This is a genomic window from Saccharopolyspora pogona (assembly GCF_014697215.1).
GTDB classification, from domain to species: domain Bacteria; phylum Actinomycetota; class Actinomycetes; order Mycobacteriales; family Pseudonocardiaceae; genus Saccharopolyspora; species Saccharopolyspora hattusasensis.
The window spans coordinates 6657889-6671540 of record NZ_CP031142.1 but is presented as its reverse complement, the minus strand read 5'-3'; the positions used below and the strand labels follow the sequence as shown (position 1 = coordinate 6671540).

Sequence of the window (13652 nt, the reverse complement as noted above, 5' to 3'; positions counted from 1 at the left end):
CAGGTGGGAAAACGCCTTGTCCGGCGGAAGTATCGTCGAAGCATGTCGTTGACGCTGCTGGGTTTCCTGACCGTGCTGGTCCTCACCTACGTCGTTCCCGGTCCGGATTTCGCGGTGGTGTTCCGCAATGCGACCCGCAGCGCGAAAGCCGGGCACCTGGCGTCGGCCGGGGTGTTGGCCGGGGTGTGCGTGCACATCACCGCCGCGGCGCTCGGGTTGTCCGCACTGCTGGCGCAGTCCGCGGTGGCGTTCACGGTGGTGAAGGTCGTCGGCGCGGGCTACCTGGTGTTCCTCGGTGTCCAGGCGCTTTGGGCGTCGCGGAAGAAGACCGTCGCCGAGGCTCCCGCCGAGCCCGCCCGGACGTCCCGGTTGGCGTTCGTGCAGGGCTTCCTGAGCAACGTCTCGAACCCGAAGGCCGTGCTGTTCTTCGTCAGCCTCATGCCGCAGTTCATCGACCGCACCGCCCCGGTGCTGCCGCAGACCCTGCTGCTCGGGCTGCTCACCCTCGGCTTCGGGGTGGTGTGGTGGCCGCTGCTGGTCAGCGTCGCCAACCGGATTCGCGGGGTCTTCGCGAGGCCGCGCGTGCGGCAGGTCCTGGACCGCGTGACCGGTGTGGTCTTCATCGGCCTGGGCATCCGCCTGCTCCGCACCCCCATCGCCGCCGCCACCTGACCGCTCGGGGCCGGCGGGAACCAGCGTCCCGCCGGGGGAGTCTGATCTGCGTGGACCTCGACTTCGGCGTGCTGCCCGTGCTGGTGCCCGTGGTGCTCGGCGCGGTCTTCCTGGTGGGCGGCGTCCGGCAGATCCGGCGGAACCGGCGGCTCGTCCGCGACGGCGGCCGGGCGCGGGGGATCGTGGTCGGCCAGGACAGCAGGTGGTCCTCGTCGGACGACGGCGGCGGCAGCTACCACCACGCGCCGATGATCGAGTTCGTGACCGAGGACGGCCGGACCTGCCGGGCGAAATCCGGGGTCTCGAAGACCCACACCTCATTCATCCCCGGCAGGCGCGTCCTGGTGCACTACGACCGCGCCGACCCGTCCAAGACACGAAACGTGTCAAAACGTTCCGTGAGCAGATGACTTGCGCCACCTGCGTTGACCATCACGAAGACTGGTGGCCTTCACGCTTCCTCGACCACTGCCAGCACGAACGCTGGTCTGACACGGTCTCCACGTGCGTTTGGCCTTGCGGCCGGTTCCCACGCAACTCGCGGTACCTGACGTGTTTCACCTGCCGCCGCAGCAAAACCGCTGACCGGGCTTGGCTTTCGCTCGGTCAGCAAGCAATACACTACACCACGCTCTGTCACACATTGACACAGTTTCCGGAACTGTCAGTAACCCCCACGACCCGTACCGGATCCTGCTGGCCGGCGACTAGCCGGAGGCGGGCAACTTCGCGCTCCTGCTGTTCGGCGCGCTCTTCAGCACCGTCGGAGCGCTCGTGACCTGGGCCTTCCTGAGCAACTGATCCGACTGTTCGGGTGAATCCGGGCATACACTCGGGTGCAACGAGGCGTTCGGAGAGTGCGGGTGGTCGGAATGACAACCCGGCGGGTGGGCAAGCTCCCCGACGACCTGACGAGCTTCGTTGGCCGCCGCGGAGCGATCACGCAGGTCAAACGGCTGCTGTCCACCTCTCGACTGGTGACCCTGACCGGTGTGGCCGGGGTCGGCAAGTCACGGCTGGCCATCCGCGTCGCGCGCGATCTCCGACGCACCTTCCCGGACGGCGTCTGGCTGGTGGAGCTGGCCCGCGTCCCGCCCGACGACGACGTCGCCCGGATCCTGCTGACCAACCTCGGGCTCAGCGACCGGGCGGCGCTGCCAACTGCGCAACAGCTCGCCGAGCAGCTCGCCGACAAGCGGATGCTGATCGTGCTCGACGGCTGCGAGCACCTGCTGGAGGAGTGCGGACCGCTGGTCGGCGACCTGCTCGCCGCCGCCCCCGAGCTGCGCATTCTGGTCACCTCCCGCGCTCCGCTGGCGATCGCCGCCGAGCAGGTGTGGCCGGTGCAGCCGATGGTCGTGCCCCGGCTGGACCGGCAGGGCCGCGTGGTGCAGAAGGCCATCGGTTACGAGGCGCTGGAGCTGTTCGCCGACCGGGCCGCCGCCGTGCTGCCGGGATTCGTCATCGGACCGGGCAACGAGGCGCTGGTGGTCCGGGTGTGCCAGCAGCTGGACGGCCTGCCGCTGGCGATCGAGCTGGCCGCGGTGTGGATGCGGTCGCTTTCGGTGGAGGAGATCCTGGACCGGCTCGCCGACCGGTACCGGCTGCTGACCCTGGGCGATCGCAGCGGCCTGCCGCACCACCGCACGCTGCGGGCGGCGATCGAGTGGAGCTTCGACCTGTGCTCGCCGACCGAGCAGGTGGTTTGGGCGCGGCTGTCGGTGTTCTCCGGCGGTTTCGAGCTGGACGCCGCGGAGGAGGTCTGCGTCGGCGACGGCGTGACCTTGGAGGACGTGTTCGTCGGGGTCGCGGGCCTGGTGGAGAAATCGGTGCTGTTCAAGGAAGATCAGCACGACACCCGCACTCGCTACCGGCTGCTGAAGACGATCCAGGAGTTCGGGCGGGAGCGGCTCGGCGGCGGCGCGCGGGAGCTCGCGCTGCGGCGGCGGCACCGCGATCACTGCCTCCTGCTCGCCGAGCACGTCGACGCGGAATGGCTCGGCCCGCAGCAGGTGGACTGGCTGACCCGGATCCGGGAGGACCGAGCGAACCTGCGCGCCGCGCTGGACTTCTGCCGCACCGAGACCGGCGAGGGGCCCGAGGGCCTGCGGATGGCAACCGCCCTGCGGTTCTACTGGGTGGCCGGCGGCGCGCTGCGGGAGGGCCGGTACTGGCTGGACGAAATGCTCCGCGTGGTGCCGGACCCCGACGAGCAGCGCGCCCGGGCGCTGGCGGTGAACGGGCTGATCAGCTGCTTGCTAGGGGACGTCGATGCCGCCCGGTCGCTGCTGGCCGAGGCGCGGGATGTGGCACACCGGATCGGGGCCGACGCGGTGCTGGCGCTGACCTGTCACATCACCGGGACCCTCGACCTGCTGCGCAACGAGCACGAGACGGCGGCGGCCCGGTTCGCCGAAGCATTGGAGCGCAAGGAGATGCTGCAGCACGACGGGATCGCGCTGATGAGCCTGCCGAGCCTGGCGTTGCTGGCGACCTTCCGGGGCGACTTCAAGCGAGCCGTCGAGCTGTGCGAGCAGTGCCAGGAGATCTGCGAGGAGCACGGCGAGTTGTGGGACCGCTCGTGGTGCGAGCTGACGCTCGGGCTGGTGCGCTGGCGGCAGGGCGACTACCCGGCTGCGCAGGAGCACCTGCGCGAAGGCCTGCGGATCAAGCAGCTGTTCAACGACTTCACCGGGATCCTGCTGGCGGTCGAAATGGAGGCGTGGGTGTCCGCGGCGCAGGGGCGCGTGGACCGGGCGGCCCGGCTGAGCTCGGCCGTGGCGCACCTGTGGCGGCCGCAGGGCCGCTACCTGTTCGGCATCGACCGCTACCTCGGCTGGCACACGGAGACCGATGCGCGGATCCGGAACGCCCTGCCGACGTCGGAACTCCGCGCGGAGCGGCGCCGCGGCTCGGAGTACACAGTGGATGAACTGGTCCAGTTCACGCTCGGGGTGCGCCGCCCGGAGCCGTCGGCCGACGCGCCGGTGCGGCTGACGCCGCGGGAGCGTGAGGTGGCGAAGCTGATCGCGCAGGGCCTGTCGAACCGGCAGATCGCGGAGCACCTGGTGATCTCGAAGCGGACCTCGGACAGCCACATCGAGCACATCCTCGCCAAGCTCGGAGCCACCTCGCGCGCACAAATAGCGGTCTGGGTGGCCGAGCAGCCCTGAATCCCGTTTCGAGACCCACCCCGAGTGGCGCAGACGCCGCCTGGGTTCCGGGATCCCGACTCACGAATGCCAATTCACCACGCCGGGGACTGGCCTCGCCAAGAACAAACCCATGAGTACTTTTGGGGGTTGTAGCGCCCAAAAGTACTCACGGACCCTGGGGAGCGGGTCAGACGGTGACGAGCGGTGGTGCTTCGGCCCTGGCGCGGCGGGCGGCCGAGAAGATGACCTGGCGGGACGGCGCCGGGCGGTCCGCGCGGGGCGGGGTGATCCAGCCCGGGTCGTCCAGCGGCGGCAGGGCCATCCGGCTGCCGGTCGGCACGGCGGTGACCTCGTCGAGGTCTTCCGGGAGGTCACCGCGGCCATCGGGCTGGGTGAACAGCACCCAGTCGTCGCCGTCGACCAGAGCGGGTCCGGCTTGGAGGTGGATCGCGAGCACTTGGTGCACGCGAGCGGCGATCGGGGCTGGCATTCGCAGCACGCTGATGCGGCCGCCGATGATGAGCGTGGTGTGGTCGGAGTTCGGGTCGTTCTCGACCCACCAACCGTAGGAGCGGTATTCGGAAGTGCTGTTCATCTCGGGTGTTCGCGAGCCTTCGCGGGGTGGGGAGCATGGGTCGGCGAGGTGGGCGCGGCGGCTCCGTTGCCGCCTTGTCGGACGGGTGGCACCCACCTCGCCGAATGGGAGGGCCGAACAACAGGCAGCTGGGGAAAGTAGCTGCTGTCCGGTCACGCAGTACCTCCTCCCTGTTGGGAACGCCGCTGACGGATCCGGGGGTCGACCCAAGACCGGAACGACCGGGTGGGCCGCGGTCACCCCGGCGGTTGTCGCCGTTCGACCACCGGGTTCGCCAGGCGGTGCGCTGGTACGTCCAAATCAGGACGTGTAGAAAGCATGGGACCAATGCCCCTGGTGGCGAAGCGGGACAAGTACCGAAGGCCATACCGAGATGTCCGCATTTCCGGGTTCGAGCACCGTTCGAGGGATCACGACACGCGGGCCTTGATCGCCTCGCTGCCCGGGACTTCCCCACGTGCTACCTACGCTGATCCGCACACCTTAGCGAAAGGAGCACGTGATGCGAACTGCCTTCATCCACGGCGAGGTCGACCGGTTCGAAGCGGCGCGCGAAGAGTTGATCGACGCGTTCGCCCGCAGCCGCTCGGAGCTGGATGCCGGGTGGCTGGCGGGGTGCCTGCTGGACGACAAGTTCACCAAGGACGGCCTGCTGGCCTGCTGGACCGAAGAGGACCTGGTGCGGTTCCTGGTCGAAGTGGTACCCCGCAAGCTGATCGTGGCGCGGTGGTCGCTGGTGCCGGATTTCTTGCACCAGTGGCTCGGTTTCCTCTCCGAGGAGGGGCTGCTGACCTCGCCGAGCCCGCTCGACGAGCTGCATGAGGCGGTCGAGCGGGCCGTTCCGGACTACCTGGCGGCGATGGCCGAGCCCACCGAGTGGGGCGTGGAGAAGTTCTGGGGCACGACGATGCACGAGCTCGGCGTGGACGCCGAAGATCCGCAGGCCGTGGCCGGGTTCTTCGACGCGATGGACGCCGAGGAGATCGACTTCGACAGCGAGGTGTTCGAGGAGATCGAGCGCCGGGACGCGCTGGAGTCGCCATCCCAGCCCGCGCTCTGGTTGCCGCCGATCGATCTCGTCCACGTCGAGCCGCACCGGGCCATCGCGGCGGGATCGCCGATCATGCAGCGCATTCGCACGGTCCTGGAGTGGGTCGGCGACGGCCGGGATCCGTCCGATGTGGACGAGCTCGTCGCGGCCCTCGCGGAGCCTTCCGGCGGTGACGCCGAGGACGCCGGCCTGTTGCTGGAGTGGGCCGAGCGGGCGGGCCTGGTCCGGTCGGCCGGGGACCTGCTGGTGCCGACCCTGATCGCGGAATCCCTGCTGGCGGAACCGGAACTGCTGTGGACCCGGCTCTGGCAGCGGTTCGTGCTCGTCGACGACGTCTTCCACGCCGAGCTCGACGGGCTTTCCGACGACGACGCGCTGCTGGAGATCGTCCAGGCTGCGTTGAGCGTGCTGTACTCGCGGACCGAGGCGGTGCCGCTGGAACTGATCGTCATGATGGCCTGCGACCTCCTGGACGCGGATGAGCCGGACGATCGCGAGGCGGTGCGCGGCATCGTCCGCCGGATGCTCGCCCAGTGGGCGGCGATGCAGGCGGTCCGCTGCCACGTGACCACCGCGCCGGAGGAGATCGAGGCGCTGGAAGAAGTCGTGCCCGACGGCGTCGGCGCCGATCACACCGTGGTCGAGCTGCTGCCACCTGGTCTCTGGGCCGCGCGGGAGTCGTTGCGCGCCTTCGGCTTCCAGGTGCCCACTGTGGACGATCTGGTTGCGTGCCCGGCGGAGCTGCTGGCACTGGTGGTGGCGGATGCCCCGGCGGACGTGCAGCAGGTGTTGATCCCGCAGTGGATCGATCGGCGCGGCACGACGCGGGCCAGCGCCGAGCTGGCGGCCTTGCTGACAAGGGTGGACGACCCGACGATCCGGCTGGCGGCGCTGGGCCTGCTGGAGCACACCGGCGACGACGGTGTGTCGGCGGTGCGCGAGCTGACCGAGGATGCGGTCGCCGGGCCGGCGGCGCGGATGTGGCTGCAGTCCCGGCCGACCAGCACCGAGAACACGGCCCGGCCCGGCGATGAGTTGCTGTTCTCGCTCGACGGCATGGCGGCGGCCCTGGACGAGGACGTCGATCTGTTCCTCGCGGAGTTCGCCCACCAGCCGGAGCCGGAGCAGGTCGAGTTGGTCAAGGAGATCGCCGCGACCGCGCACCGCAGCGCCGGCGAGATCCTCGCGGTGCTCGCCGAGCACCACACGGAGGAGGTGGTCGCGGCAGCCGCCCAAGCCGCACTTAGCCGCTGAAAACCTGTTTCCGGGCTCGTTATTGCGCGGCGGTGCAAGTAGCGGAACCTCAGACGCCGCCTGAACTCCGGGATCCCCGACTGCGTATGGGGCCCACGCAGCATCGGGGCTGTCCTCGCCAGACGACGTCTGAGAACCCGCGGCGGTGAGAGGGCGACTAAAGCACGGGCTAAGCGGCTGGCGCCGCTTAGAAACAAAACCCCCCTTGCACTCCGCGACGCAACCGCTTCCACACCAGCCTCATGCGGCACTGATCGCCGCCCTTGTCCGCTGAGCCCATCGGTCGCCACCCCTGCCGCCAGCTGGAGCAATTCCCCGTGAGCCCCCTCATGTCCGTTTGGTTTGCTAACAAACGCTTGTTAGCCTTGCAAACGACTTGCTTCCGTCCATGAGGGGTGGCGACCGATGAGCGCCGGGCACGACGTTCGGTTTCTCGACGTTTTCAAGGGACAACCGAAGGCGGTGTGGATCACCGCGTTCGCGGCTGTGATCGCCTTCATGGGCATCGGCTTGGTCGACCCGATCCTGCTCTCCATCGCCGAGGCGCTGCGCGCCGGACCCGAGCAGGTCACCCTGCTGTTCTCGTCCTACCTGGGCGTGCAGGTCGTGGCGATGCTCATCACCGGCGCGTTCAGCGCCCGCTTCGGCGCGAAGCGGACCGTGGTCACCGGCCTGGTGCTGATCGTGGTGGCGACCCTGGTGTGCGCGATGGCCGGCTCGATCGGCCAGCTCGTCGCGCTGCGCGCGGTGTGGGGCCTCGGCAACGCCTTCTTCATCGCCACCGCGCTGTCGGTGATCGTCGGCGCCGCCAGCGGCGGCCAGCAGGCCGCCATCCTGCTCTACGAGGCGGCGCTGGGCATCGGCCTGTCCACCGGCCCGCTGCTGGGCGCCCTGCTGGGCAACATCTCCTGGCGCGGACCGTTCGCCGGCACCGCGGTGCTGATGGCGATCGCGCTGATCCTCTCCGGCGGTTTCCTGCCCAAGGACGGCAACCGCGCCGACCGGCCCAAGGTCCGGCTGCTCGACCCGATCCGCGCGCTCGGCCACAGTGGCCTGCTGCGGACCGCGCTCGGCTCCGCCTTCTACACCGCCGCGTTCTTCATCGTGCTGGCCTGGTCGCCGTTCGTCCTGGAGTTCGGCGCGATCGCGGTCGGCCTGGTGTTCTTCGGCTGGGGCCTGTGCGTCGCCCTCTCCGGCGTGTTCCTGGCCCCGAAGCTCGCGGCCCGGTTCGGCGAGGTCGGCGGGACCATCATCGCGGTGCTGTTCTTCGCGGTCCTGCTCGGCGTCATGGCGATCGGCTCCAAGCCCGTCGTGGTCGTCGCGGTGGTCGTCAGCGGCGTCGCCTCCGGCCTGCTCAACACCCTGTTCACCGGTACCGCGATGAGCATCAGCGACGCGCCGCGCCCGGTCGCCAGCGCCGGCTACAACTTCTGCCGCTGGCTCGGCGGCGCGGTCGCGGCCACCGTGGTCGGGCACGTGGCCACCTGGTTCGGTTCGCAGCACGCCCCGTTCGCGGTCGGCGCGGTGCTGTGCGTGATCGCGGCGGGCCTGCTGTCCCTGGAACTGCGCACCAAGGCCGACGCCCACCAGGTCCCCGCCGAGGCCGCCCTGGTCGGCGAGGAGTTCTGAGGCCTAACTGAACGACTGATGGACCCGTGACCCCCTTGCACGGACATCAGGGGGAAGCCGGGTTTAAAACGGCGCAGACATCCGCCTCCGCTGCCGATCATCGGCGCCAGGCCTGCCGGAGGTGCCGGTCAGAAGTACCGGCCCGGCCAGGAAAGCGACTGCAGCGGTCAGGAAAGCAGCAGCACCGGGGCCGCCCGCGAGGCTTGCGGCCACAGCCACGACCGCCGGGACGGCAGGCTGGGCGATGCCCCACGACGAGCCGTGGAAGGCGAACCAGCGGGGACGCCCCGCTGCCGGGGCGACTTCGGCGATCATCGCCTGCCAGCGGCCCAGCAGCCCGCTGTTCACCGCCACCCACCCCCAGGTAGGCCGCGATGGTGAGCGCCAGATCGTCGCCGAGCACCATCACCAGGGCCAGCACGCCCAGGAGAGCCGTACCGAAGGCCAGCACCATCGAGTACGGCAAGGCGTTCACCGGTCTGCGGGCCAGGCGGACGACCAGCGGGGCCAACAGAGCCGAACCGGTCAGAGTCAGGCCGGGGAGCCATAGCGCGGCGTTGAGGTCGAGGCATGGCAGGTGCAGCGACTACCGCCCGAGATCGAGTGGATCGACGAAGCCACCTGCATGGACTGCTGGCGGCGCATCAGCTCGCGGTTGTCGTGAGTGTTGGTTCCGGTAAGAACCGGAAGCAACACTCACGACCCCGGACCAGCGAAAACGTCAAGCAAAACACAGAGGAGAAAACATGTTCTGGCTTCAGGTGAGCACTCTTGTCCTGGTCAACGTGCTGATCGCGAGCATGCTGCTGGTCCGCGCTCCGCGCGCGGAGCACAGCGGCGCAGGCGATGGCGCGCTCAACGTGTGGCAGCTGATCGAAGAAGTCGAAGCCGAGCGACAACGGGAAGTCCTGGCCACCGGCCGCCACCACCTCGGCTCCGAAACCCTCACCTGCGTTCGGCTCTGACACCAGACCTGGTCCGGCGCTCTCCCTCCCCCGCCGGACCTCATGGTGGCCGGGCGTTCCGCGCCCCCGACCCGGCGCCCGGCCACTCCCCGGGTCGTGAGTGCGCGACCGTGCTCCAGGTCAGGCACTCACGACCCGGGGAGTACGTATGCCAGAACTACGTCCGTGAGCAGGGGGACAGGACGTAGTCGACGATTTCCACGATCGCTTCGTCCGGGATCGACCTGCCGTTGAACAGGAACTGCTGGCGGATCATCGCCTGGCCGACCTCCAGGCGGCGGGCCGGGATCGCCGCCGCGTCCACCTCGCCGCGCTCGTCGGCGCGGCGAACGATTTCCTCCATCGCTTGCCGCCCCCGGCCCTGGGAGAACCGCCGCAGCTCGGCCGTTCTGTCCCGGTCGGCCAGCACGTCGCCGAGCAGGCCGCGCATCGCATCGCCCGCCGGACCCGCGAGCGCTTCGGCGTTGCGATCATCGCGAGGAGATCTCCGCGCAGGCTCCCGGTGTCCACCGACACAGCCGGTTCCGGCCAGGTGCTGTAAACCGCGGCCAGCACCAGCTCCATCCGGCTCGACCACCTGCGGTACAGCGACGCCTTGCCGGTCTTGGCGCGCTCCGCGACCCGTTCCATGGTCAGCCCGGCGTAGCCGACATACGCCAGCTCGGCCAGCGTCGCCCAGTTTCCCTTCGCAAGGCGATGACCGGCGCGGACGCGGTGTTCAGCAGGCAAACGCTGGCCTGGGACGAAGCAGGGCTCGCCGCCGAGGTCCGCCTGGGCTCGGCGGTCGCCGGCATCGCCAAAGACCGGCATCGGACACCTCGTCTACAGCTCCGTCGGCGGCGCCGAACGCGACTCCGGCGTCGCCCACTTCGAGAGCAAGGCCACCATCGAGGCGCACATCCAGCGCCTCGGCGTGCCCGCCACCGTGCTGCGGCCGGTGTTCTTCATGACCAACCGGCTCTTCCTCGCCAACATCTCCGATTCGGGCGAGCGCGTCCTCTCCATGCCGCTGGACTCGGCGACACCGGTGCAGATGATCTCCGCGAACGGCATCGGCTTCTTCGCCGCGACCGCGCTGGACGCGCCGCAGGAATTCATCGGCGAGCAGATCGAGATCATCGGCAACGAGTTGAGCCTGCAGCAGGTCGCGGAGGCCTTCCAGCGCGTCACGGGCACCCCGACCCGCTACGAAGCCGCTCCTCTCGAAGGCCGGACCCGGATGTTCGAGTGGTTCGAGGAAGGCGGCTACCAGGCCGATATACGGCCCTCCGCCGCCTGCACCCGGCGCTGCGGGCAGTCGAGGAATTCCTGCAGCGCCAGCCCTGACAGAAGCCGTTCGGGAACTCGTTGTGCGGCGGTGGTTTACCGCTGCGCGTCGCAGGTGTGAAGCGAACGGACCCTTCACCCCGATAGGAGCCTGTTGCAAAATTACGCCCACCACGGACCGTGATCGATCGATCACGGCTGAGATGGCCACTGGCGGACAAACGGCGGCGATCGAGACTGATTTGGTACTTCGGTTCAGTCGTTTTCGCCGAAAACGCAACAGGCTCATAGACGGCACAAACGGTCCGTTCACCTCACCCACCCAACCCCAGGCACCGAGCCCACTACCGCGAAGCGAACGGACCCTTCACCCCGATAGGAGCCTGTTGCAAAATTACGCCCACCACGGACCGTGATCGATCGATCACGGCTGAGATGGCCACTGGCGGACAAACGGCGGCGATCGAGACTGATTTGGTACTTCGGTTCAGTCGTTTTCGCCGAAAACGCAACAGGCTCATAGACGGCACAAACGGTCCGTTCACCTCACCCCATCACGCAGTGCCCCGGATAGCTCAAGCGCCCGGCCCCGCGAGGGCGCGTGAAGAGCCTGGGCGCTTCGAAGATCGGCCCCACCACAACGCCGCATCACCACATCAGCGCTTTGGGTTGTGATGGCGGCCCTAAGTGCTCATGAGCCTTGGTGTCAGGTGGTTTCGTTTCGGCGTAGAGGTGGGCCCAGGCCTCCGCGGTGAGATCCCGGGGGAGCGCGGGCAGGTTTCGCACCCGGCGGCCCGTCACGTTGCGGACGATCTCTGCCAGGCCTCGGCCGCGCCCCGTGAACACCGCCTCGACGAACCGCTGGTAGCGCCGCAGGTCGCCGAACGGCACCAGCGGGTGCGGTCTGCGCTGCACCTTCAGGATGCCGCCGTCGACCGCGGGTACCGGGCGAAACGATCGCGCGGAAACCCCGCCGCGGAGCCGGAATTCGTACCACGGCGCCCACTGGGCGTTCAGCTGGCTGCCACCTGACGCGCGTTTCCGGGCCACATCCCACTGCACCAGCAGCACCGCCTCCGACCAGCTCCGCTCGCCCAGCAGCCGGCGCGTCATCGCCGTCGTGATGCGGAACGGAAGGTTGCCGACCACCGCGTGCGGCGCGGCGGGGAAGCGGAAACGGAGCATGTCGCACCTGATCACGCTCACTCGTGGACAGCTGTCGCGGAGCTCGTCCGCCCAGTGGCGGTCCAGTTCCACGGCGGTGACCGTTCGTCCAGCGTGGACGAGTTCGCGGGTGAGGGCCCCGCGCCCTGCCCCGAGTTCGACCACCGGAACCGGTGATGGATCGAGTAGATCGACCAGGCGCCGGGCGACGCTCCGGTCGATCAAGAAGTTCTGGCCGAGTTCGCGGCGCGCACGATCGCGCGCCGAATTCCGGCGGGTAGGCATGTAGCTGCTCCTGTGTTCGCGGACCGGTCGGAACCGGGCTCTCGCGAGCGCAGGTCAGCGTGGTGTTTCAGGGCACGACGAACCGCGCGTCAGGAAACGGGAGCCCGGACGCGTACGGCGGCGCGAATTCGGATCCTGCGCCGCCTAGGCGGAACGCAGCCGCATGAAAACGGCAACAGCAAAACACGACATGCGGGGGAAGGTAGCAACGCGGGCCACGCCGACGACACCGATTTTTCCGCTCGGGTTGACCCTGCCCCCGGGGGCAGGGTTTAGCGTTCGTCGAGGTGACGGGAATGCGGATCGGCGAACTGGCCCGGCGGGCAGGAACGACGACCAAAGCGGTGCGCTACTACGAATCGGTTGATCACGCCCGGGCGGCTTGCCCAACGGCTACCGGGACTACGACGAGGACGACCTGCGGCTGGCGCGGGAGATCAGGACCCTCAGCAACCTGGGCATCCCCGAGCGCACCCGGCCGTTGCTCGACTGCCTCGCGGCCGGTCGGCAGCACGCGGACGACTGCCCGGCCTCGCTCGCCGGCTACCGGGAGGCCATCGACGATCTCACCGAGCGGATCGAGGCGCTCAACTCCTGCCGCGCGGTGCTGATCGCGCACCTACGCGAAGCCGCCCTCGCAACAGCCGCGCCGCCCGTGGAGAGGGACCCGATGAACGACTACCTGAACCTGCCAGCCGACCTGCCCGTGCCCGTGCCCGAGGACGACGGCGCGGCGAACCACCTGCCCGGGAGGCGGATGCCGCACCTGGAACTCCCGAGCACAGCAGGCGAAGCGGTCCACGTCGACGAGCTCGGCCGGGCCGCGCAGTGTTCTACATCTACCCGCTCACCGATCGTCCCGGCACCGACCTCCCGGAGGGCTGGGACTCGATCCCCGGAGCGCGCGGCTGCACCTCCGAGGCGTGCAGCTTCCGCGACCACCACGAGGACCTGCACGACGCCAGCGCGACCCGCGTGCTCGGCCTGTCCAGCCAGGACACCGACTACCAGCGCGAGGTCGTCGAGCGGCTCCGCCTGCCGTTCAAGATGCTCTCCGATCCCGCGCTGGCCGTGGTTGGCGCGCTCGACCTGCCAACGTTCGAGGTCGGCGGGATGACGCTCTACAAGCGGCTGACGCTGATCATCCGCGACGGCGCGATCGAGCACGCCCGGTACCCGATCTTCCCGCCGAACGAGCACGCCCAGCAGGTCCTGACCTGGCTACGGGGCAATCCTCCGCGCTGAGAGCCCGGTCTGCGTGAAACGATCGGTGAACGCCGTGCGCTGGCAGTCGGCTTCGGTCGCCGACACCCTGCGGAACCTCCCCGGCGTCACCGCCCGCGACGACCGCACCGTCGCGATCAGCGGCCGCATGCCCGACGTCTACCGGCAGTTCCGCGTCTGGCTGACCGTGGCGACCACACTCACCAACCAGCCGCCCTACTGCTGATTCGGTGTTCGGTCGGACACGCAGCGTTGGTCAATTCGGGTCTCTCGCCTGCTGTTTCGATATCTCTGTGTCGCATGTTTAACCGCCGTTTACTTTCGCGTCCGGGAATCATCTCCTGATCGACCTAACTTCCAGTTGTTCCCCTGACGAGCATCTGGAGGTCCGC

At 69.0% G+C, this 13652-nt stretch carries 13 protein-coding genes and 1 pseudogene; 9 read left to right on the top strand and 5 right to left on the bottom strand.

All coding sequences use genetic code 11. The annotated features are described in order from the left end of the window. Positions 1–42: 42 nt before the first annotated feature. The 3 genes from DL519_RS31010 (at position 43) to DL519_RS31000 (ending at position 3845) form a co-directional block, all read left to right on the top strand. Positions 43–672, top strand: coding sequence for a LysE family translocator (locus DL519_RS31010; protein ID WP_190820048.1), 630 nt, complete (start codon positions 43–45; stop codon positions 670–672). A gap of 50 nt (positions 673–722) precedes the next feature. Next, positions 723–1082 carry a DUF3592 domain-containing protein gene (locus tag DL519_RS31005; RefSeq protein ID WP_190820046.1) on the top strand — a complete coding sequence of 120 codons (360 nt, stop codon included), beginning with the start codon at positions 723–725 and terminating at the stop codon, positions 1080–1082. 462 nt (positions 1083–1544) lie between these two features. Then, positions 1545–3845, top strand: a complete 2301-nt coding sequence (locus DL519_RS31000; protein WP_223839769.1) for a LuxR C-terminal-related transcriptional regulator — start codon at positions 1545–1547, stop codon at positions 3843–3845. A 169-nt stretch (positions 3846–4014) separates the two neighbouring features. On the opposite strand, the gene DL519_RS30995 is transcribed toward DL519_RS31000, so the two are convergent. Next, positions 4015–4422, bottom strand: coding sequence for a hypothetical protein (locus DL519_RS30995; protein ID WP_190820043.1), 408 nt, complete (start codon positions 4420–4422; stop codon positions 4015–4017). Between the two features lie 502 nt (positions 4423–4924). Between DL519_RS30995 and DL519_RS30990 the strand changes: the two genes are divergently transcribed. Together DL519_RS30990 and DL519_RS30985 are read left to right on the top strand one after the other, a co-directional pair. Further along, positions 4925–6727: a hypothetical protein gene (locus DL519_RS30990; RefSeq protein ID WP_190820041.1), complete on the top strand. Its 1803-nt coding sequence runs from the start codon at positions 4925–4927 to the stop codon at positions 6725–6727. A gap of 405 nt (positions 6728–7132) precedes the next feature. After that, on the top strand, positions 7133–8356 hold the full coding sequence (locus DL519_RS30985) for an MFS transporter (RefSeq protein ID WP_190820039.1): 1224 nt from the start codon (positions 7133–7135) through the stop codon (positions 8354–8356). Between the two features lie 63 nt (positions 8357–8419). On the opposite strand, the gene DL519_RS30980 is transcribed toward DL519_RS30985, so the two are convergent. Continuing rightward, positions 8420–8704 (bottom strand): hypothetical protein, encoded by a 285-nt coding sequence (locus tag DL519_RS30980; protein WP_190820037.1) that lies wholly within the window; start codon positions 8702–8704, stop codon positions 8420–8422. Positions 8705–9102: 398 nt separating this feature from the next. Here DL519_RS30980 and DL519_RS30975 point away from each other — a divergent pair, with 398 nt between their 5' ends. After that, positions 9103–9321 carry a hypothetical protein gene (locus DL519_RS30975; RefSeq protein WP_190820035.1) on the top strand — a complete coding sequence of 73 codons (219 nt, stop codon included), beginning with the start codon at positions 9103–9105 and terminating at the stop codon, positions 9319–9321. Between the two features lie 157 nt (positions 9322–9478). On the opposite strand, the gene DL519_RS47485 is transcribed toward DL519_RS30975, so the two are convergent. Continuing rightward, positions 9479–9751 carry a TetR-like C-terminal domain-containing protein gene (locus DL519_RS47485; protein ID WP_263399737.1) on the bottom strand — a complete coding sequence of 91 codons (273 nt, stop codon included), beginning with the start codon at positions 9749–9751 and terminating at the stop codon, positions 9479–9481. Between the two features lie 378 nt (positions 9752–10129). Between DL519_RS47485 and DL519_RS30965 the strand changes: the two genes are divergently transcribed. Then, entirely contained in the window at positions 10130–10708 is a 579-nt protein-coding gene (locus DL519_RS30965) for an NmrA family NAD(P)-binding protein (protein ID WP_190824326.1), read from the top strand. 605 nt (positions 10709–11313) lie between these two features. Here DL519_RS30965 and erm read toward each other — a convergent pair. Both erm and DL519_RS30955 read right to left on the bottom strand, forming a co-directional pair. Further along, positions 11314–12036, bottom strand: a pseudogene (gene erm / locus DL519_RS30960) (23S ribosomal RNA methyltransferase Erm); the annotation flags it as partial. 367 nt (positions 12037–12403) lie between these two features. Next, positions 12404–12655 (bottom strand): hypothetical protein, encoded by a 252-nt coding sequence (locus DL519_RS30955; RefSeq protein ID WP_190824644.1) that lies wholly within the window; start codon positions 12653–12655, stop codon positions 12404–12406. A 209-nt stretch (positions 12656–12864) separates the two neighbouring features. Between DL519_RS30955 and DL519_RS30950 the strand changes: the two genes are divergently transcribed. Further along, positions 12865–13281 (top strand): peroxiredoxin, encoded by a 417-nt coding sequence (locus DL519_RS30950; protein ID WP_223839767.1) that lies wholly within the window; start codon positions 12865–12867, stop codon positions 13279–13281. Positions 13282–13306: 25 nt separating this feature from the next. After that, positions 13307–13486: a hypothetical protein gene (locus DL519_RS30945; protein WP_190820031.1), complete on the top strand. Its 180-nt coding sequence runs from the start codon at positions 13307–13309 to the stop codon at positions 13484–13486. The last annotated feature ends 166 nt before the right edge of the window (positions 13487–13652 follow it).